Source organism: Bradyrhizobium sp. BR 1432 (assembly GCF_051547705.1).
GTDB classification, from domain to species: domain Bacteria; phylum Pseudomonadota; class Alphaproteobacteria; order Rhizobiales; family Xanthobacteraceae; genus Bradyrhizobium; species Bradyrhizobium zhanjiangense.
Map to the genome: position 1 here is coordinate 8,198,371 of NZ_JBPUGF010000003.1, position 19,911 is coordinate 8,218,281.

Annotated in this window: 13 protein-coding genes and 2 pseudogenes; 8 read left to right on the forward strand and 7 right to left on the reverse strand. The window is 64.4% G+C overall.

The features are described 5' to 3' along the window. Positions 1 to 185 precede the first annotated feature (185 nt). Both ACSKB8_RS39660 and ACSKB8_RS39665 read left to right on the forward strand, forming a co-directional pair. A complete protein-coding gene (locus ACSKB8_RS39660) occupies positions 186 to 1,763 on the forward strand; it encodes a fatty acid--CoA ligase (protein ID WP_438109929.1) in 1,578 nt (525 codons plus the stop codon). Between the two features lie 234 nt (positions 1,764 to 1,997). After that, on the forward strand, positions 1,998 to 3,287 hold the full coding sequence (locus tag ACSKB8_RS39665; RefSeq protein ID WP_438103448.1) for an IS4 family transposase: 1,290 nt from the start codon (positions 1,998 to 2,000) through the stop codon (positions 3,285 to 3,287). Between the two features lie 138 nt (positions 3,288 to 3,425). On the opposite strand, the gene ACSKB8_RS39670 is transcribed toward ACSKB8_RS39665, so the two are convergent. Then, positions 3,426 to 4,700 carry an acyl-CoA dehydrogenase family protein gene (locus tag ACSKB8_RS39670; RefSeq protein ID WP_438109931.1) on the reverse strand — a complete coding sequence of 425 codons (1,275 nt, stop codon included), beginning with the start codon at positions 4,698 to 4,700 and terminating at the stop codon, positions 3,426 to 3,428. A 211-nt stretch (positions 4,701 to 4,911) separates the two neighbouring features. Here ACSKB8_RS39670 and ACSKB8_RS39675 point away from each other — a divergent pair, with 211 nt between their 5' ends. Further along, the gene (locus ACSKB8_RS39675) at positions 4,912 to 5,691 is read left to right on the forward strand and encodes an enoyl-CoA hydratase-related protein (protein ID WP_438109933.1); all 780 of its coding nucleotides are present in this window, start codon (positions 4,912 to 4,914) and stop codon (positions 5,689 to 5,691) included. A gap of 341 nt (positions 5,692 to 6,032) precedes the next feature. Here ACSKB8_RS39675 and ACSKB8_RS39680 read toward each other — a convergent pair whose 3' ends face one another. Genes ACSKB8_RS39680 through ACSKB8_RS39690 form a run of 3 tightly spaced genes read right to left on the reverse strand, consistent with a single transcriptional unit; the run spans position 6,033 to position 8,184 of the window. Continuing rightward, a complete protein-coding gene (locus tag ACSKB8_RS39680; RefSeq protein WP_438109935.1) occupies positions 6,033 to 6,410 on the reverse strand; it encodes a DUF6285 domain-containing protein in 378 nt (125 codons plus the stop codon). Positions 6,411 to 6,412: 2 nt separating this feature from the next. After that, complete coding sequence (locus ACSKB8_RS39685) at positions 6,413 to 7,399, reverse strand: phosphotransferase family protein (protein WP_438109936.1); 987 nt, start codon at positions 7,397 to 7,399, stop codon at positions 6,413 to 6,415. Further along, positions 7,396 to 8,184 (reverse strand): enoyl-CoA hydratase/isomerase, encoded by a 789-nt coding sequence (locus ACSKB8_RS39690; RefSeq protein ID WP_438109938.1) that lies wholly within the window; start codon positions 8,182 to 8,184, stop codon positions 7,396 to 7,398. Before ACSKB8_RS39690 ends, ACSKB8_RS39685 begins: the two co-directional genes overlap by 4 nt. A 180-nt stretch (positions 8,185 to 8,364) precedes the next feature. Between ACSKB8_RS39690 and ACSKB8_RS39695 the strand changes: the two genes are divergently transcribed. From ACSKB8_RS39695 to ACSKB8_RS39705, 3 genes are all read left to right on the forward strand, one after another. Beyond that, entirely contained in the window at positions 8,365 to 9,144 is a 780-nt protein-coding gene (locus ACSKB8_RS39695; protein ID WP_438109939.1) for an SDR family NAD(P)-dependent oxidoreductase, read from the forward strand. 113 nt (positions 9,145 to 9,257) lie between these two features. Beyond that, entirely contained in the window at positions 9,258 to 9,638 is a 381-nt protein-coding gene (locus tag ACSKB8_RS39700; RefSeq protein ID WP_091895255.1) for a VOC family protein, read from the forward strand. Between the two features lie 298 nt (positions 9,639 to 9,936). After that, the gene (locus ACSKB8_RS39705) at positions 9,937 to 11,214 is read left to right on the forward strand and encodes an acyl-CoA dehydrogenase family protein (protein WP_176945975.1); all 1,278 of its coding nucleotides are present in this window, start codon (positions 9,937 to 9,939) and stop codon (positions 11,212 to 11,214) included. Between the two features lie 199 nt (positions 11,215 to 11,413). Here ACSKB8_RS39705 and yghU read toward each other — a convergent pair whose 3' ends face one another. Next, positions 11,414 to 12,286 (reverse strand): glutathione-dependent disulfide-bond oxidoreductase, encoded by an 873-nt coding sequence (yghU, locus tag ACSKB8_RS39710; RefSeq protein WP_438109941.1) that lies wholly within the window; start codon positions 12,284 to 12,286, stop codon positions 11,414 to 11,416. A gap of 269 nt (positions 12,287 to 12,555) precedes the next feature. On the opposite strand from yghU, the pseudogene ACSKB8_RS39715 reads away from it, so the two are divergent. Continuing rightward, positions 12,556 to 13,690 (forward strand): annotated as a pseudogene (locus ACSKB8_RS39715) (nitronate monooxygenase). 114 nt (positions 13,691 to 13,804) lie between these two features. Continuing rightward, positions 13,805 to 15,322 (forward strand): acetyl-CoA acetyltransferase, encoded by a 1,518-nt coding sequence (locus tag ACSKB8_RS39720; RefSeq protein WP_438109943.1) that lies wholly within the window; start codon positions 13,805 to 13,807, stop codon positions 15,320 to 15,322. A 105-nt stretch (positions 15,323 to 15,427) separates the two neighbouring features. Here the strand turns inward: ACSKB8_RS39720 and ACSKB8_RS39725 are convergent. Both ACSKB8_RS39725 and ACSKB8_RS39730 read right to left on the reverse strand, forming a co-directional pair. Then, a pseudogene (locus tag ACSKB8_RS39725) lies at positions 15,428 to 16,623 on the reverse strand (efflux RND transporter periplasmic adaptor subunit). Continuing rightward, on the reverse strand, positions 16,610 to 19,789 hold the full coding sequence (locus ACSKB8_RS39730; protein ID WP_438109945.1) for an efflux RND transporter permease subunit: 3,180 nt from the start codon (positions 19,787 to 19,789) through the stop codon (positions 16,610 to 16,612). Before ACSKB8_RS39730 ends, ACSKB8_RS39725 begins: the two are co-directional and overlap by 14 nt. Between the last annotated feature and the right edge of the window lie 122 nt (positions 19,790 to 19,911).

Here is a 19,911-nt window from a genome sequence, read left to right on the forward strand (position 1 = left end):
AGATTGGTCACGACCAGTCTTCGTCAAATTGCGTTCAGTGGTTATGGGTCCCGGCCTTCGTGCGCAATTGCGCACTAGGCCGGGACGACGGCGTTGAGAGAGTTGCGCACTCTCCCTCCACCTTGTCTTCACCCGCGGATGACGCCACACTTCCCCGCATAAAAACAAGACGCGACGGGAGAAACATGACCACACAGCCATTGGCCAATCTCGCCGACATGGTGCGCGAGCGCGCGAGAAGCCGCGGCAACGCCATCGCCTACGAGTTCGAGGGCCGCCTCACCAGCTTTGCAGAGTTCGATATCAAGACGAACCAAGTCGCCAACGCACTGATCGCGATGGGCGTGAAGAAGGGCGACCGCATCGCCTATCTCGGCAAGAACAGCGACTTCTATTTCGAGCTGTTGATGGGCGCGATGAAGGCCGGCGTGGTGATGGCGCCGGTAAATTGGCGGCTCGCGGGACCCGAGGTCGCATTCATCGTGGAGGACTGCAAGGCGCCGGTGCTGTTCGTCGGGCCGGAGTTCATCACGCTCGTCCGCCGGATCAAGGACAAGCTACCGAGCGTACGGACAATCATCACCACCGAGGGCGGCGCGCCGGAATGGCCGGATTTTGCGGCCTGGCGCGATGCGCAGAGCGGTGACGACCCGAAGGTGCCGATCGATGCCAAGGACATCGCGATCCAGCTCTACACGTCGGGCACGACAGGCAAGCCGAAGGGCGCGATGCTGTCGCACGCAAATTTCCTCAACCTGGTGCAATCAGGCAATGCCGAAGACAAACCGGAGTGGAACCGGTGGTCGACCGACGACGTCTCGCTGGTGGCGATGCCGGTCTTCCACATCGGCGGTTCGGGCTGGGGCGTGATGGGGCTCTATCACGGCGCCCGCGGCGTGATCGCGCGCGAGTTCGATCCGGCAAAAGTGCTGGATTTCTTCGAGCAGTCGGGGATCACAAAGCTGTTCATGGTGCCGGCGGCGATGCAGTTCGTGGTGCGGCAGCCACGCGCCAGGACGGTCGATTTCTCGCGACTGAAATACATGCTCTATGGCGCCTCGCCGATACCAGCGGCGCTGCTGAAGGAGTGCATCGAGGTTTTCAAATGCGGCTTCGTGCAGCTATACGGCATGACCGAGACCACGGGCACGATCGTCGCCCTGCCGCCGGAAGACCATGTCGAGGGTCTGGAGCGGATGCGCTCGGCCGGCAAGGCGCTACCGGGCGTCGAAATCGCGATCCTGGACGTGGCCGGCAAGCCACTGCCGCCGCGTGAGGTCGGCGAGATCGCGACGCGCTCCGGCTCGAACATGGCCGGCTATTGGAACCTGCCCGAGGCGACCGCCGCGACGCTTCGTTCCGACGGCTGGCTGCGCACCGGCGATGCCGGCTACATGGACGAGGATGGCTATCTCTACATCCACGACCGCATCAAGGACATGATCATCTCCGGCGGCGAGAACATCTACCCGGCCGAGGTCGAGAGTGCGTTGTGCAATCATCCCGATGTCGCCGAGGCCGCCGTGATCGGCGTGCCCGACGACAAATGGGGCGAGGCGGTGAAGGCCGTGGTGGTGATGAAGCCGGGGAAGCAAGCCACGGCCACAGACATCATCAACTTCACCCGCGAGCGCATCGCCGGCTACAAGACGCCGAAGAGCGTGGAGTTTCTGCCGGCGCTGCCGCGCAATCCATCAGGCAAGATTTTGCGGCGGCAATTGCGCGAGCCGCATTGGGCGGGGAAGGACCGAAGGGTGAATTAGCCACGGCTCTCTCCTATCGTCGTCCCGGCGAAGGCCCTAGGGCATGCACATATCTGGTGCGGCGGATTGACTCGGATCGGCCTGGGAGGATTCCAGAATCAGAGTTCTGTGTGATTCGTATTGCGGCACTCCATGATTTGGACGGGGTGCCGCGATGTTGTCACGGATTGACTGGACGCTGGGCCGGTTCGGGGATCGTCGTCTCGATAAAGGGGGGCGGCGTTCGTCGAACGCATGGTTGTGGGCAAAACTGTCTGCCTTCGGCAGCTCTCCAGGGGGAACCGCGCGCTGGAAGTGCGGTTCAACCGCTTTCTTGGCCATGACAAGGTGACGGTGGAGCGGATCATCGAAAGCTGGAGCGAAAGCACGGTCGCTGCGGTAGAGGGCCGCCACGTGCTGGCCATCCAGGACACCAGCGAGATCCACTTCAACACCACACCGCAACGCCGGCGCGGGCTCGGAGAAATCGGCAAAGGCAATAACCACGGCGTGCTGCTGCATCCGCTGCTGGCTGTGGATGCCGATGACGGCAACTGTCTTGGACTTTTGAGCGGGCAGATATGGACGCGCACAGGTCGCCGCACGACCTCGCACGACGATCGGGAGTTATCGGACAAGGAATCGCAGCGCTGGATATCCACTGCCATGGCGGCCAAGCCGCTCCTCACCAAGGCCACAGCGGTGACGGTGCTGGGTGACCGCGAGAGCGATATTTTTGCCCTTTATGCCAGCTCGGCCGAGCAACACTTCCACGTCATCGCGCGCAGCATGCATGATCGCAAGCTTGCCGACCGCAGCGGCTTGTATGAGGTCAGCGATGCCATGGCCGCGGTGGATCGGCGTGCGATCCAATTGCCTGCGCGCGCCGCGCGGCCCGCCCGCCTGGCTCACCTCGAACTTCGCTTTGGCGCAATCGAGCTCGCCCGCCCACAGAGTAAGTTCCTGCGCCATCTGCCGGAAAGCTTGCCATTGGCGGTGGTCGATGTGCGCGAGATCAATGCCGAAACCGGGGTAGAGCCGCTGCACTGGCGGCTTCTCACCTCTCACGAGGTTACCGGCATCGAGGACGCCTGGCGCATCGTCCAATGGTACAAGCAACGCTGGATCATCGAGCAGTTCTTCCGCATCCTGAAGACACAAGGCTTCAAGCTCGAAGACAGCCAGATCGGAACCGCCGATCGCCTTCTCAAGCTGGTCGCGATTGCCGCTAAGGCGGCCGTCATCACAATCCAACTTCTGCAGGCCCGCAATGGCAGTCGCCAACCCATTCTCGCTGCCTTCGACAACGGCCAAATTAACGTGCTCACCGCCCTCAACCGTCAACTCGAAGCCGGGAGCAAGCGATTAAAGAACCCACATCCGCCCGATAGCCTCGCTTGGGCCGCCTGGATCATTGGTCGCCTCGGCGGCTGGGACGGCTACCCATCGTCCAAGCCGCCGGGCCCGATCACCTTCAAGAACGGCCTCGAATACTTCCACGCCGTCGCAGCAGGATGGAGCCTCAGAGATATGTGCATGCCCTAGGGCGAAGGCCGGGACCCATACCCACCGAACGTGGTTTGGCGAAGACCGGCGGTTGCAATCTCGCCTCAAACTGCGTCCTGGGGTATGGGTCCCGGCCTTCGCCGGGACGACGTTGGAGAGAGAGAGCGCCGCAGGAAGCTAATGCTTCCCCGGCCCCATATAGCCGAACAAAAACCCCGCCACCTTGCGCATTTGAATCTCCTCGCTGCCCTCGGTGATCCGATAGCGCCGGTGGTGGCGGTAGATGTGCTCGAACGGCTTGTGGCGTGAGTAGCCCATGCCGCCGTGAACCTGCATGGCGCGGTCGGCGGATTCGCAGCAGAGGCGGTTTGCCCAGTAGTTGCACATCGAGACGCGATCGGAGAGCGTGCGCTCGATCTGCTCCTCGGTGAGCTGGTCCATCTCCCAGGCGGTCTTGCGGATCAGAAGACGCAGCATCTCGGCTTGCGTGGCGAGCTCAACCAGCGGGAACTGGATCGCCTGGTTTTCGGCGAGCGCCTTGCCGAACGGCTTTCGCTCGCGCGCATACTTCACACTCTCGTTGATGCAGTAGACGGCAGCGCCCAGCGAGCTCGCGGCCTGCCGGATACGGTTCTGATGCACGAAGCACTGCGCCAGCGACAGGCCGCGGCCGACCTCGCCGAACAGCGCATCCTCAGGCACGAACACGTCGGTAAAACTGACGCGGGGATGATCGGTCGGCATGTTGAAGGTCCACATGTATTCCTCGACCTTGACGCCGCGGCTCTTCGCCGGCACCAGGAAACAGGTGATGCCGCGCGCATCGCCGTCATTGCCGCCCGTGCGCGCAAACAGCGCGCAATGCGTGGCGACATGCATGCCGGTGGTCCACATCTTCTCGCCGTTGATGATCCAGCCCTTGACGTTATCGCGGGTCGCCGGCACCGCACGCGTCTCCATATGGGTCGCGTCCGAGCCATGATGCGGCTCGGTCAAGCCAAAGGTGATGCGGTACTTGCCTTTGATCGAGCCGTCGATCATCGCCTTCTGGTCGTCACGGCCGTAGCGATCGAGCATGGTGACGACGGGGAAATTGCCGACGATGGAATGCTCGTTCTGGAGGTCGTTGTGCAGGCCGAGACCCTTTGCGGCAAAGTGCTCGCGGATCACGGCCATCCAGAGGTTGGAGCCGTCCTTGCCGCCATATTGCTTCGGCACCGGAAAGCGCAGGTGGCCGGCAGCGTCCGCAAGGTCCTTGGCCTTGCGCAGCAACGTCTCCCATTCGTGGCGTGGCAGGCCGCCATTCTCGAAATCGGTGCGCGCCCATTCGCGGCGGTGATCGAAGAAGCGGATGTTGTCGTCGGCCTCTTCCAGCGGCTTGATCTCGCGTTCGATGAAACGGTCGAGCTCCCCGAGATAGGCGACGAGATCGGCAGGCAATGAGAAATCCAAGGGCTCTCTCCCGGAATGATTTTTCGTTTTGCGTTAAGGCGCTACGCGCATTCTTGCTTGGCATGATTAAGCGGAGAAGAGCGCATCCAAGTCAAGCAAGCCGAGACGTGTGAGGCGCGCAAGGCGCGCTTGCGCAATTCGATGGTGCTCAGGCGCACCCGCGCGCTACTATGCCGGCAATATTCCTTCACGAGAAAATGCGGGAGCGATCATGGAGCTGAAATTTTCGAAGGTGGAACGCAAGGGCCCGATCACGATCGTCACGCTGTCGCGCCCCGAGGTCTACAACGCGCTGCACACCGATGCGCATTTCGAGCTCAACAAGGTGTTCGACGACTTCTCCGCCGATCCCGAGCAATGGATCGCAATCGTCACGGGTAGTGGCGACAAGGCGTTTTGCGCCGGCAACGATCTGAAGTGGCAGGCGGCTGGCGGCAAGCGCGGCTGGGACAAGGGCGGCTTTGCCGGCCTGACCTCGCGGTTCGACTGCGATAAGCCGATCATCGCAGCGGTGAATGGCGTCGCGATGGGCGGCGGCTTCGAGATCGCGCTGGCCTGCGATCTCGTCATCGCCTCGGAGAATGCCACCTTCGCGCTGCCCGAGCCGCGCGTCGGACTAGCCGCACTCGCCGGCGGCCTGCACCGGCTGCCGCGGCAGATCGGGCTCAAGCGCGCCATGGGCATGATCCTGACCGCACGTCATGTCAGCGCCAAGGAAGGCTATGACCTCGGCTTCGTCAACGAGGTGGTGCCGCAGAGCGAGGCGCTTAGCGCTGCGTTGCGCTGGGCTGAGATGATCACCAAGAATTCGCCGATGTCGATCCGCGCCTCGAAGCAGGCGATCCAGAAGGGGCTTGGCGTCTCGCTGGAACAAGCGATCGAGGAGCAGCGCGAATACCCGGCGGTGAAGGAGATGGCGGCTTCGCAGGATTACATCGAGGGCCCGAAGGCGTTCTCGGAGAAGCGGCCGCCGAAATGGGTGGGGAAGTAGCCCCGCTCGGCGCCGTCATTCCGCGCGCCCTAACATCACCGGTGTCATGCCCCGGCTTGACCGGGGCATCCAGTACGCCGCAGCTTCTCTGTATGTCACTGCCGTCTCTGGAATACTGGATCGCCCGCCTGCGCGGGCGATGACAGCTGAGAGCTTGGATGGCGAGTACCACCGTCATTGCGAGCCAACGGGTCCGCGCGAAGCGCGGCCCGATGACAGGCTCCGCGAAGCAATCCAAGCTGCCTCCGCGGAAGCAGTCTGGATTGCTTCGTCGCATCAGCGCAAAATTGCTCCGCAATTTTGTCGCGGGCTCCTCGCAATGACGGAGCAGGTGGCTACGCCTACCCGCCCCTCGACAGCTCCCGCTTGTATGACGCGTAATTCGGCTGATCGACTGCGAGCTTGTCCATCGTGGTCGCCCAGAGGTGCTCGGCAAGGCCCGGCGTCGCGAGGTCCACCTCGCCCTTGGCGATGCGATCGGCGAGCGTGCGGTTAAGATCAATCAATGAACCTTCCATGCCCAGCAGCGCGCGCAGACGCTCCACCTCCCTTGCATCGCTGCCCTCCTCCCGCGTCAATTGCCGCGTCACGAGGTCGAGGATGTTGATGGCGACGCGCAGCTTGAAGGCCTGGTGGCCGGAGATCAGCAGCGTGATGTCGTTGCGCAAGAAATCTGCGACCGACTTGGTCAGCTCGATCGGTGTGGGTTCGTCCTGCATGGTCAACTCCCGCGCGGCGCGAGCAGCCGCAACAGATCGATCTCGGTCTCGGAGGCACGGCGGCCGATCATGGCGCGCTCCATAGAATGGTCGGGCCCCTCGCGGAACCGCTGCATCATGCCGCCGCACATGATGCCCCAGCGCAGCGTGCCCATGACTTCCCAGAATTTGACGCGCGCGGGATCGACCTTGCGGCCCGCGGCCTCATAACCTGCGAACAGCTCCTCGCGCGAACCAAAGCCGCCGACCGGCTTGTCGATCTCGCCAAAACGCCAGGAGTTGACGCAGACCCAGCCGAGATCCTCCATGGGATCGCCGAGATGGGCGAGTTCCCAATCGAGGACCGCACGGACACCGTCGGCGCCGATGATGAGATTGCCGTTGCGGAAATCGCCATGCACCAGCGTCTCCACGGCCGAGGGGCCGGGATCGCGATCGCGCAGCCAGCGCAGCGCCAGCTCGAACACCGGCTTTGGCCAGTTCAGGCTGCGATAGTCGCGCTCGAACTCGCCGATCTCCTTCGCCGCGGTCATGAGGCGCAGCTCGGGCAGCTTGTCCAGCGGCAGATTGTGCAGCCCGGCGAGCACGCCGCCGATCTGCCGCGGCAGCAGCGGCCGTGCGGCCGCGAACTCGTCATCGCGAAGGATCTTGCGGGCGATGGTCTCGCCCTCGACCCGCTGCATGATGAAGCCGGTGCCGAGATCGTCCTCCGGAGTGAGCACATGCATCACCCGCGGCGACGGCACGCCGGCCTCATAGGCGAGCTGCATCAGCTGCGCTTCAGCGGCAAGACCGGCCGCACGCGTTGGCGCAGCGCCATAGCCCTTCGGCGAGCGGCGCAGGATCGCGCCGATCGGACCATCGGGATGCACGATGTCGAAGCGCCAGGTTTCCTGGCTGGCGCCGCCCGAGAGCTTTGCCGCGCCGGTGACGCCGGTCGCGCCCGGGCACCAGCGCTGGACGCTGCGTGAAAGCTCCGCCTCGATCATTTGCCTTTGAACTGCGCGGACCGCTTCTCCAGGAACGCGCCGACGCCCTCGCGAAAATCCTGGGTGTCGCCGGCGCGGAGCTGGCACTGGAATTCAAGGTTGAGCTGATCCTCGAAGGAATTTTCCGGGCTGTCCCAATAGAGCTTGCGGATCAGCGACAGCGCGACCGTCGGGCCGCTGGCGAGCTCGCGCGCGAGCTTCATCGCCTCCTCCATCAGTACGCTGTCGTCGTAGACGCGGTTGACGAGGCCCCATTCGAGCGCCTTCTCGGCCGGCAGCCGCTCGCCCATCAGCGACAATTCGATCGAGCGCGCCCGGCCGACCAGGCGCGGCAACAGCCAGGTCGAGCCGCAATCCGGCACGAGGCCGATGCGGCGGAAGGCTTGCAGAAAATAGGACGAGCGCGCGCACAGGATCATATCGCCGAGCAGTGCGAAGCTCATGCCGGCGCCGGCGGCCGGGCCGTTGACCGCGGTGATGATCGGACAATGAAGGTTGCGGATGCGGCGCAGGAAGGGATGAAAGCCGGTCTCGAGCGTCAGGCCGGCCTTGGTCTTCTTCGACTGATTGTTGCGGCCCTGGAGATTCGCGCCGGTGCAGAACGCCCGCCCCGCGCCGGTCAGCACGACGCAGCGCACCTCGTCCCTCTTCTCCTCGATGGTATCAAGCGCTTCGGCAAGACCGCCCAGCATGTCCAAGGAGACTGCGTTCATCACCTCCTGATGGTCGAGCTTGAGGATCGCGACCGCGCCATCGAAATCGAGCGTGACGTGTTTGAACTGCATGGTTTCCTCGTCAGTTGCCGGCCTGCGTCAGTTTCGCAGACCGGAATTTATCTTGCCGGGGCGCATATTTGATTTTTGGCGCGGTCTTGTCCATGGTGATCAGAGCATAGCAAGCAATCTTGCGCGCAGCGGCTGATGCGCTGCATGCCAAGATGCCTTGCCCAAAACAGGAAACGCGCCATGGACCTTTTCGACCTCACCGGCCGCGTCGCCGTGATCACCGGCGGCAATGGCGGCATCGGGCTCGGCATCGCGCACGCGCTCGCCGGCCAGGGCTGCAACGTCTCGATCTGGGGCCGCAATCCTGACAAGAACAGCAGCGCTGCCGCGAGCCTGGCCGGCCTTGCCGGCAAGGTCGACACCCGCGTCTGCGACGTCACCGATCCGGCCTCGGTCAATGCCGCGATGAAGGCGACGCTCGACACGTTCGGCCGGGTCGACGGCTGCTTTGCCAATGCCGGTATCGGCGGCGGCGGCCGGCGCTCCTTCATCGAGCGCACCGAGGAGGAATGGCGCACGATGTTTGCGACCAATCTCGACGGCGTGTTTCATGCGTTCCAGGCCGCGGCAAAGCACATGACCGAGCGCGCCAATGCCGGCGATCCCTTCGGCCGGCTGGTTGCCACCTCGAGCCTCGCCTCGATCTTCGGCACCGCGCGCAACGAGCACTATGCGGCGACCAAGGCCGCCATCAACGCGCTGGTGCGCGCGCTCGGCGTCGAGCTGGCGCGTTACGGCGTCACCGCGAACGCGATCCTGCCCGGCTGGATCAAGAGCGACATGACCGCCGGCATCATGGCGAACGAAAAATTCGTCGCCAATGTGATGCCGCGCATTCCGGTGCGGCGCTTCGGCGAGGCATCCGATTTCGGCGGCATCGCCGTGTATCTGATGAGCAAGGCGTCGTCGTATCACACCGCCGATACGTTCGTGATCGACGGCGGCTATACGGCGTTCTGATTTTTCTTTCTCGTAGCCCGGATGGAGCGAAGCGCAATCCGGGACGGCCAAAAGCAAGCAAGACCCGGATTTCGCTACGCTCCATCCGGGCTACAAACTCTGAGGGAGGCAAAATGTTCTCGCACGTCATGATCGGCACCAACGACTTGGACAAGGCCAAGGCGTTCTACGACAAGCTGCTCGGCACGCTCGAGGTGCGGCCGGCCAGGGTCGACGGCCACCGCATCTTCTACATCACCAAGACCGGTGTGTTCTCGGTGTCGAAGCCGATCAACGGCGAACCGGCGACCTGCGCGAATGGCGGCACGATCGGCTTTGCTTGCAATTCGCCGGAGCAGGTCGAGGCTTGGCACGCGGCCGGAGTCGCCGCCGGTGCAAAATCGATCGAGGATCCGCCCGGCATCCGCCAGGGCCCTGGCGGCAAGCTCTACCTCGCCTATTTGCGCGACCTCGACGGCAACAAGATCTGCGCCATGCATCGGATGCCGGCGTGAGCTAGCTACCCCCACCGCTGTCATTCCCCGCGAAAGCGGGGAATCCAGTACGCCGCAGCTTCTCGATTCAATCACTGCGGTCTCTGGAATACTGGATCGCCCGGTCTTCGCCGGGCGATGACAGCGGAGAGTGAGGCGCGCGCCTGCCGCCTCCCGCCCAGCACCATTCAAACAACGTTTCAAACGCCCTTGCGAAATTCCATCGCATGGCATGGCGCGCGCGAAAAATGCGCGCTCGCACTTTGGCCACGCTGCGACTATTCTCCGCCTCAGCAGTCTCAACGATCCGGGAGGAACAATGACAAAACACACCTACATTCCCCGCACCACCAACTACACCCTCAATCCCGGCGACGAGCTCAACGACCTCAGGATGTCGGACCAGGTCCGGCCGCTCTATGATCACGTCAAGAAATTCATCCGCGATACCGTCGAGCCGATGTCGATCGAGTTTGCCAAGGCCGGCGAGAGCAAGGAGGATCGCTGGAGCTTTACGCCGAAGCAGCTCGAGGTGCTGGAGAAGGCCAAGAACAAGGCCAAGCAGGAAGGCCTCTGGAACTTCTTCCTGCCCGATGACGAGACCGGCCAGGGCCTGAAGAATCTCGACTACGCCTATATCGCAGCCGAGCTCGGCAAGAGCCCGCTGGCTTCGGAAACCATGAACTGCTCGGCGCCCGACACCGGCAACATGGAGGTGCTGGAGCGCGTCGGCACCAAGGAGCAGAAGGAGAAATGGCTGAAGCCGCTGCTCAACGGCGAGATCCGCTCGGCCTATGTCATGACCGAGCCGAACGTCGCCTCCTCCGACGCCAAGAACATCTCGACGACGGCCAAGCTCGTCGGCGACGAATGGGTCATCAACGGCGAGAAGTACTACATCTCAGGTCTCGGCGATCCCCGCTGCAAGATCCTCATCGTGATGGTGAAGACCAATCCGGATGCGGCGCCGAGCAAGCAGCAGTCGCAGATCCTGGTGCCGCGCGACACGCCCGGCGTCGAGGTGCTCGGCCCCATGTACGTGTTCGGCCAGGACCACGCCCCGCGCGGTCACATGCATATGCGCTTCAACAATGTGCGGGTGCCAAAGGAGAACATGCTGCTCGGTGAAGGCCGCGGCTTCGAGATCTCGCAGCTCCGCCTCGGCCCCGGCCGCATCCATCATTGCATGCGCACCATCGGCAAGGCCGAGAAGGCGCTCGACCTCATGGTGCAGCGTGGCCTCACCCGCGAGGCCTTCGGCAAGAAGATCGCCCATCTCGGCGGCAACATGCAGATCATCGCGCAGGCGCGCTGCGAGATCGAGGCGATGCGGCTGATGGTGCTGAAGGCGGCGAAGGCGATGGATGTGCTCGGCAACAAGGAAGCCCGCGTCTGGGTCTCCATGGTCAAGGCCATGGTGCCGGAGCGCGCCTGCAAGATCATCGATCAGGCGATCCAGATGCACGGCGCCACCGGCATCTCGCACTGGACCCCGCTGGCCGAGATGTACCAGGACGTCCGTCACCTCCGCTTCGCCGACGGTCCGGACGAGGTGCACTGGATGGTGGTGGGGCGCCACGAGCTGAGCATGGCGTGAGTCCCCTCCCTCTCTTTTTCCCCTCTCCCCGCTTGCGGGGCCGCGACGAGCTTCGCTCGCGCTGAGAGGATCAGGGTGAGGGGGAGCCTCCGCAAGGACGGTGTCAGTCGGACTCGCGGAGAGTCCCCTCACCCGAATTCGATCTACGATCGAATTCGACCTCTCCCCGCAGGCGGGGAGAGGTGAAGGGAGCACCGCCCTACGTCACCGGCGCGAGCTTGTCCTGCGTCTTGGTCTCGAAGTCGCTCGCGTCGTGGCGCTCGTGGAGCTGGCTGGCGGGATCGCCGGAGACGCGGTTGACCATGCGGCCGCGCTTCACGGCCGGGCGCTTGGCGATCTGGTCGGTCCAGCGCTGCACATTCTTGTAGTCCTGCACCGAGAGGAATTCGCCGGCGCCATAGACCAGCCCCTTGGCGAGCGCGCCGTACCAGGGCCACACCGCCATGTCGGCGATAGTGTACTCGCTGCCCGCGAGATATTCGCTGTCGGCGAGCCGCCGATCGAGCACGTCGAGCTGGCGCTTGGTCTCCATCGCGAAGCGATCGATGGCGTATTCGATCTTGGTCGGCGCGTAGGCGTAGAAATGGCCGAAGCCGCCGCCGAGATAGGGCGCGCTGCCCATCTGCCAGAACAGCCAGGACATCGCCTCGGTGCGGGTCTTGACGTCCTTCGGCAGGAAGGCGCCGAACTTCTCGGCGAGATAGAACAGGATCGAGCCGGACTCGAACACGCGGATCGGCTCGGGCCCGGAGCGGTCCATCAGCGCCGGGATCTTGGAGTTCGGATTGATGTCGACAAAGCCGCTGCCGAACTGATCGCCGTTGCCGATCCTGATCAACCAGGCGTCGTATTCGGCGCCCTTCTGGCCGAGCGCCAGAAGCTCCTCCAGCATCACCGTGACCTTCACCCCGTTCGGCGTCGCCAGCGAGTAGAGCTGGAGCGGGTGGCGACCGACCGGCAGCTCCTTGTCGTGGGTGGGCCCGGCGATCGGGCGGTTGATGTTGGCGAACTGCCCGCCATTTTCCTTGTCCCAGGTCCAGACTTTGGGCGGTACGTAGGGGGTGTCGGTCATGAAAATGCTCCGGCGCGGAAGGGCGCGTGCAACGTTAGCTAGCGAGACCGGTAAAATTGACAAGGGCGCCGACATGCATTGCCGGGCGGGGCCGCTCTCCATTTCGTCATGGCACTCGTCCCTGCAACCCGTCCTGCACGTGGCGCCTGCACGCAAGATGCGCCTCAGAATCCGGCGTGGCATCGCCGGTGGTGATGGGCTAGCGTCGGGATGCCTTCGCCCGAGGAAAGCAACAAGAGCAAGCGATGGCCCGCCGCCGGGAGAGAGCCATGAAATCGCCGATCTGCGACATGCTGGGCATCGAGTTCCCGCTGCTCGCCTTCAGCCATTGCCGCGACGTCGTTGCCGCCGTCAGCCGCGCCGGCGGCTTCGGCGTGCTGGGCGCCACTGTGCACACGCCGGATACGCTCGAACGCGAACTGAAGTGGATCGACGATCACGTCGACGGCAAGCCCTACGGCATCGAACGTGCTGATCCCCGAAAACATCTCCACCGCGGGCGAGAAGGACGTCACCTGGAAGAGCCTGGAAGCGCGCGTGCCGCAAGAGCACCGCAACTACACGCGCGACCTCCTGAAGAAATACGATATCGAGCTGACGACCACTGAAGTGGCAGACAATCAGCCGCAGCCGTTCGACGGGAAGACCGCGCTTCAATTGCTCGAGGTCTCCTTCGATCATCCGATTCGCTTGATCGCAAATGCGCTGGGCGTGCCGCCGAAGGCGATGATCGAGATGGGCAAGAAGCATGGCGTGCCCGTTGCCGCGCTTGTCGGCGCCAAGGAGCACGCACTGCGCCAAGTCGCGGCCGGCGTCGACATCCTCGTCGTGCAGGGCACCGAGGCCGGTGGCCATTGCGGCGAGGTCTCGACCATGGTGCTGGTGCCGGAGGTGATCAAGGCGATCAAAAAGATCCGGGACGTGCCGGTGCTGGCGGCCGGCGGCATCATGACCGGACGGCAGATGGCGGCCTGCATGGCGATGGGCGCGGCCGGCGCCTGGACCGGATCGGTGTGGCTGGCCACCGTCGAGGCCGAGACCACGGAGATCTTCCGCGAGAAGATGATCGCGGCGTCCTCGCGCGACGCGGTGCGCTCGAAGGGCCGCACCGGCAAGCCGGCACGTCAGCTCCGCTCGGTCTGGACCGATGCCTGGGACCGCGCGCCGGACAGCCCGGGCGCGCTGCCGATGCCGCTGCAAAGCATCATCAGCCGCGACGCTTTCAACTCCATCGACCGCGCGGCGGCGAGCGGCAACGCCAAGGCGCGCGATCTTGTCAGCTATTTCGTCGGCCAGGGCGTCGGGCTGATCGACAGCGTGAAATCGGCCGGCGCCGTGGTGCAGGAGTTCAAGGAAGAGTTCGCCGAGGCCGTTGAGCACATGAATGCGCTGGTGGCGGAGTAGGCCCTACTCGTCATTGCGAGCGCAGCGAAGCAATCCAGAATCTTTCCGCGGCGGCAGTCTGGATTGCTTCGCTGCGCTCGCAATGACGAAACAACTGACATCGTGAATTGAAGCATGACAGATAAGAACAATATCCCCGAAGACCGCATCCCCGTCATCGTCGGCATCGGCGAGATCGTCGACCGTCCCAAGGAGATCACCGAAGGCCTCGAGCCGCTCGATCTCCTGGAACAGGCGCTGCGGCGCGCGGAAGCAGACGCCGGCGCAAAGCTGCTTGGCGAGGTGCAGTCGCTCGACGTCGTCAACTTCCTGAGTTGGCGCTATCGCGATCCGGAGAGGCTTTTGGCGCAACGGCTCGGCATTTCGCCGTCGCATTGCTACTACGGCCCGGTCGGCGGCGAGAGCCCGATCCGCTACATCCACGAGGCGGCAAAGCGCATCGCGCGCGGTGAATGCACCGTGGCAGCAATCTGCGGCGCCGAGGCGCAATCGACCGCAACCAAGGCTGAGCGCGCCGGCGTCAAGCTGCCGTGGACGCCGTTCGCGCACGACGTTGAGGAGCCCAAGCGCGGCGCAGCGTTCCAGAAGCCGCTCGCTGTGAAGCTTGGCGTGTTCCGGCCCGTCACCGTCTATCCGTTCTATGAGGCGGCCTCCTCCGCGCATTGGGGCCAGACGCCGCGCGAGGCGATGGCGGAATCAGGCACGCTGTGGTCGCGCTATTCGGAAGCTGCCGCGCAGAATCCCAACGCCTGGCTGAAGCGGCGCTATGCGCCTGACGAAATCACGACGCCGACCGCCGACAATCGCCTGATCGCGTGGCCCTACAACAAGCTGATGGTCGCCAATCCCAGCGTCAACATGGGCGGCGCGCTGCTGCTCACGAGCCTCGCCAAGGCGCGGGCGGCCGGGATTGCCGAGGACAGACTGATCTATCCGCTCGGCGGCGCCTCGGCGGAGGAGCCGCGCGACTATCTCCTGCGCGACCAGTTCTACGAGAGCCATCCGCAGAACGCGGTGCTGAAGGCGGTGATGGATCTTGCCGGCGGCGACGGCAAACAGTTCGACGCCATCGAGCTCTACAGCTGCTTCCCGTGCGTGCCCAAGATGGCACGGCGGACGCTGGGCCTGGGCGCCGATGTGCAACCGACCGTGACCGGCGGCCTCACCTTCTTCGGCGCCCCGCTCAACACCTACATGACGCACGCGGCCTGCGCGATGGTCCGCCGTGTGCGCGACGGCGCCAAGCTCGGCCTGCTCTACGGCCAGGGCGGCTTCGTCACCAAGCACCATGCGCTGGTGGTGTCGAAAACGCCGCCGCGCGAGGCGCTGGTGCAGGACACGAGCGTGCAGGCGGTGGCGGACCGCAACAAACGCGCGGTACCGGAATTCGTCACGGAGGCAACTGGCGGGGGCAAGGTCGAGAGCTTTACCGTGCTCTACGGCCGCGGCGGCGATGTCGAGCACGGCGTGGTGATGCTGCGCACGGAGGATGACCGGCGCACGCTGGCGCGGATTCCGGCGAGCGACAGCGCGACGCTAGCGCATCTGCTCAACATGGATCGCACGCCGGTAGGCTCGCGCGGCGAGATCACGATGGCTGCCGACGGGGTGCCGGAGTGGCGGGTGGCGTAGCTCTCGTAGGGTGGGCAAAGCGGAGCGTGCCCACCATCTTGCCACGATGGCGGACGTAATGGTGGGCACGGCGCAAGAGCGCCTTTGCCCACCCTACGAGACTGCCTAGCTCCTTGGCGCCTGCTTCTCCGAAGCCGTCGCCGGCTTGGCCTTGGCGCCAACCACGCGTACCGCATCCCCATCCGACAAGCCGTCCGGCGGTGCCGTGATGACGCGATCATCGGGCGCAATGCCCGAGGCCAGCTCGATCTCGCGGCCGAGGTCACGGGCGATGGTGACGGTCTTGAACAGCACCTTGTCGTCGGGACCGACGGTCGCAACGCGCAGGCCGCTGCCGTTGAAGATCAGCGCGCTGGCGGGGATGCTGAGCGGCGCGGCATCGCGCTGGAGGTTCAGCTTCACGCTGGCATACCCGCCGGGCATCAGCTCGCCCGAGGAATTGTCGAGCCCGAGCTGCATGCGCGTGGTGCCGGAGGCGACGTCGACGGCCTGGAGGAGGCTTCCACTGTCACCTGGAAGGTTCGGTTCGGATATTCCGGCAGGGTGATGGTGGCCTTGGCGCCGATCTTGATCGCCGGCACATAGTTCTGGGGCACGTTGACGTAGACGCGCAGCTTGGTGATGTCGGAGACCACGAACATCGCCGGGCCTGCCCCGCCGCCGGCATTGATCAGCGCGCCGACGTCGGTGTCGCGCGCGGTGACGACGCCATCGAACGGCGCGGTGATCTTCTTGTAGCCGGCCAGCGCTTCCAACCGCTCCACATTGGCCTGGCCCGAATGCACGGCGGCGTTCTTGTTGGAGAGATCGGCGGTGCGCTCGTCGATCTCCTGCGCGGAAACGAAGTTCGAGGCGACCAGAGTCCTGCGCCGGTTCAGCGTTGCCTCCGACAGCCTGGCGCTGGCCTGCTGGCTGGCGAGGTCGGCTCGGGCCTGCAACAGCTGCTGGTCGAGGTCCGGCGCCTCGATCTCGGCAATCACCTGCCCTGCCTTGACGCGGGCGCCGATGTCGGCGTTCCAGCTCTTCAGATAGCCCGACACGCGCGCGAAGATCGGCGCGCGGTAGTAGGCTTCCAGCCGGCCCGGCAGATCGATGGTGGCGTTGAGGACCTTGGCGTTGGGCTGGGTCACCGCAACGCTGGGAACGGCCTGATCATCGGTCCATTCCTTCAGCTTGGAGCCCTGCTCCTCGCGGGCACGGATGCCGGTGCCCACGACGAGGCCAGCCGCGATCAGCGCCACCACGCCGAAGATGCCCAATTTCCGGTGCGACACCGGGGAGCGGGGTTCAGTGGGCGACATGCGGGGTCTCCAATGAGGCGGCGGCTTTGGCGCCTTGTTTCTTGTGTACCATGCTGAACACCACAGGAACAAACATCAGCGTTGCGAAGGTTGCAAAGATCAGGCCGCCGATCACGGCGCGGCCGAGCGGCGCATTCTGCTCGCCGCCCTCGCCGAGCCCCAGGGCCATCGGCGCCATGCCGATGATCATGGCGAGCGCGGTCATCAGCACCGGGCGGAACCGGACGAAGCCGGCTTCGAGCGCAGCGGCGACGGGATCGCCCAGCTCCGCGTAGCGCTCGCGCGCGAAGGAGATCACGAGCACGCTGTTGGCGGTGGCAACGCCCATGCACATGATGGCGCCGGTGAGCGCCGGCACCGACAGCGTCGTCTCCGTCATGAACAGCATCCAGACGATGCCGGCGAGCGCGGCCGGCAGCGCCGTGATGATGACGAAGGGATCGGACCAGGACTGGAAGTTCACGACGATCAGGAAATAGATCAGCACGACGGCGCCAAGCAGGCCGAACAGGAGACCAGTAAAGGCGCTGTTCATGGTCTGCACCTGACCGAGCAGCACCACGGAGGACCCCTTCGGCACCTCCTTGGCGGTGTCGGCAATCAGCTGACGGATATCGGCGGCGACCGCGCCGAGATCGCGGCCCGACGTGGTCGCGAAGATCTGCACCATCGACTGGATGTCGTATTGCGAGACCACGGCGCTCGAGGTCGAGCGCTTGATGTCGGCGATGCCGCCGAGGATCGGCGACTGCGCATTGCCGGCGGCGGTGATCGGCAGCGTCTGCAACGCGCTGAGCGAGTCGATCTGGTATTGTGGCGTCTGCATCACGATCGAGTAGGACACACCGTTGTCGGGGTTGAGGTAGTAGGTCGGCGCCACCTGCGAGGAGCCGGCGAGGTTGACCACGAGGCTGTTGGTGACGTCGCGCTCGGTCAGGCCGACATATTGCGCGCGGGTGCGATCGACATCGATGTTGAAGGTCGGATTGTTCGGCGACTGCTGGATGCGCGCATCGGCAACACCGGGAATCCTGCGGACCTTTGCCAGCAGATTGTTCGCGTAAGCGAAGTTGGCGCTGAGATTGGCGCCGCGGATCTGCAGGTCGATCGGCGCGGGCGCGCCGAAATTCAGGATCTGGCTGACGATATCGGCGGGCAGGAACGCGAAGCTGACGCCGGGGAACAATCGCGGCAGCTGCTCACGCAGCACGCGCACATGTTCTTCGGTCGGCTTGTGGCCTTCTTTCAGCTTGATCTGGATATCGCCGTCCTGCGGGCCGATGACGCCGGTGTTGTTGTAGGTCATGTTGATGCCAGAGATCGGCATGCCGATGTTGTCGGTCATGGTCTCGATCTCGCCCGGGATCAGCTTGCGAACGGCCTTCTGCACGTCGGCGAGCTGGTTGGCGGTCTCCTCGACGCGGGTACCGACCTGGGTGCGGACATGCATCAGGATGTTGCCGGCGTCGACCGCGGGAAAGAAGTTGCGCCCGAGGAACGGCACCAGCGCGAAGGACGCGCCGACGACGCAGAGGAAGCCGATCACGAATACCGCGCGGTGCGCCAGCGCGAGGCCGAGCAAACCACGATAGCCACCGCGAATGCGCTCGAACCCCGCTTCGAAGCCGCGCTGGAGCCAGACGAAGGGATTGCGCGACTTCGGCGGCCCGCCCTCGTGGTGAACATGCGCCTGCAGCAGGTAGTTCGCCATGGTCGGCACCAGCGTACGCGACAGGATGAACGACCAGATCATCGCGAACATCACGGCTTCCGCCATCGGCACGAACAGGAAGCGCGCGACGCCGGTCAGGAAGAACATCGGCACGAACACGATGCAGATGCAGAGCAGCGACACGAAGGCCGGCGTCACGATCTGATTGGCGCCGTCGAGGATCGACTGCTCGACCGGCTTGCCCTGCTCCAGATGGTAATTGATGTTCTCGATCGTCACGGTGGCGTCGTCGACGAGGATGCCGACGGCGAGCGCGAGGCCGCCGAGCGTCATGATGTTGAGCGTCTCGCCGATCGCCGACAGCATGATGATGGCGCCCAGCACCGACAGCGGGATCGAGACCGCGATGATGATGGTCGAGCGCCAGCTGCCGAGGAACAGGAGGATCATGACGCTGGTGAGCAGCGCCGCGATCACGCCCTCGAAGGCGACGCCCTGGATCGCGCCACGGACGAACACCGACTGGTCGCCGATGAAGCCGATCTTCAGCGCGTCAGGCAGCTGGTCCTTGACGTCGATCACCTTCTGCTTGATGCCGGCGATAATATCGAGCGTCGAGGTCGCGCCCGCCTTCAGCACCATCATCAGCACCGAGCGGTTGCCGTCGACATGGACGATATTGGTCTGCGGTGGGTTGCCGTCGCGCACGCTTGCGACGTCGCGCACATAGACCATGGCGCCGTTGACGGTCCTGATCGGCAGATTGCCGAGCTCGTCGATCCGGAGCGGCGAGTTGTTGAGCTGGATGTTGTATTCGAACTGGCCGATCTTCTGGGTGCCGACCGGCGTGATCAGGTTCTGGGCGGCCAGCGCATTGGCGACGTCCTGGCCCGAGAGGCCGCGGGCCTGCAGCGCGGTCGGATCGAGATCGATCTGGACCTGGCGCTGCTTGCCGCCGAACGGGTACGGGATCGCCGCGCCGGGTACTGTGACCAGCGGCGTGCGCAGCTGATTGATGCCGATATCGGCAAGGTTCTGCTCGGTGAGCCCCTCGCCCGACAGTGCCACCTGGATGATCGGAACGGTGGAGGCGGAGTAGTTCAGGATCAAGGGCGGCGTCGCGCCCGGCGGCATCTGCTTCAGCAGCGTCTGCGAGATCGCGGTGACCTGCGCGTTGGCGGTGCGGATATCGACGTTGGGCTGGAAGAAGATCTTGATGATGCCAAAGCCGTTATAGGAATTGGCAGTGATGTGCTCGATGTCGTTGACCGTCGTCGTCAGCGCGCGCTGGAACGGCGTCGTGATGCGGCCGGACATCTGGTCGGGCGGCAGGCCGGTGTACTGCCAGACCACGCCGATCACGGGAATGCGAATGTCCGGGAAGATGTCGGTTGGGGTCCGCAGTGCCGCGAGCGGTCCGATGATCAGCAGCAGCAGCGCGAGCACGACGAAAGTATAGGGCCGGCTCAGGGCAATACGGACCAGAGCAATCATGCGCCAGACAATTCCAGGTCAAACGAGGATGTGGAATCCGCCCCCGGGCGATCCCCATTCCCCCTTTACCCGAGCACCGCCGGAAACGCTAACCTCCGGCGGCCTTCGCGCATTCACTTCCC

What these genes read in the sequence shown, in the direction of transcription:
- ACSKB8_RS39720 (WP_438109943.1), top strand. Translation starts at nt 13,805, where the DNA reads ATGACAGATAAGAACAATATCCCCGAAGACCGCATCCCCGTCATCGTC.
- ACSKB8_RS39690 (WP_438109938.1), bottom strand. Translation starts at nt 8,184, where the DNA reads ATGCAGTTCAAACACGTCACGCTCGATTTCGATGGCGCGGTCGCGATC.
- yghU (WP_438109941.1), bottom strand. Translation starts at nt 12,286, where the DNA reads ATGACCGACACCCCCTACGTACCGCCCAAAGTCTGGACCTGGGACAAG.
- ACSKB8_RS39680 (WP_438109935.1), bottom strand. Translation starts at nt 6,410, where the DNA reads ATGCAGGACGAACCCACACCGATCGAGCTGACCAAGTCGGTCGCAGAT.
- ACSKB8_RS39665 (WP_438103448.1), top strand. Translation starts at nt 1,998, where the DNA reads ATGGTTGTGGGCAAAACTGTCTGCCTTCGGCAGCTCTCCAGGGGGAAC.
- ACSKB8_RS39675 (WP_438109933.1), top strand. Translation starts at nt 4,912, where the DNA reads ATGGAGCTGAAATTTTCGAAGGTGGAACGCAAGGGCCCGATCACGATC.
- ACSKB8_RS39705 (WP_176945975.1), top strand. Translation starts at nt 9,937, where the DNA reads ATGACAAAACACACCTACATTCCCCGCACCACCAACTACACCCTCAAT.
- ACSKB8_RS39695 (WP_438109939.1), top strand. Translation starts at nt 8,365, where the DNA reads ATGGACCTTTTCGACCTCACCGGCCGCGTCGCCGTGATCACCGGCGGC.
- ACSKB8_RS39685 (WP_438109936.1), bottom strand. Translation starts at nt 7,399, where the DNA reads ATGATCGAGGCGGAGCTTTCACGCAGCGTCCAGCGCTGGTGCCCGGGC.
- ACSKB8_RS39700 (WP_091895255.1), top strand. Translation starts at nt 9,258, where the DNA reads ATGTTCTCGCACGTCATGATCGGCACCAACGACTTGGACAAGGCCAAG.
- ACSKB8_RS39660 (WP_438109929.1), top strand. Translation starts at nt 186, where the DNA reads ATGACCACACAGCCATTGGCCAATCTCGCCGACATGGTGCGCGAGCGC.
- ACSKB8_RS39730 (WP_438109945.1), bottom strand. Translation starts at nt 19,789, where the DNA reads ATGATTGCTCTGGTCCGTATTGCCCTGAGCCGGCCCTATACTTTCGTC.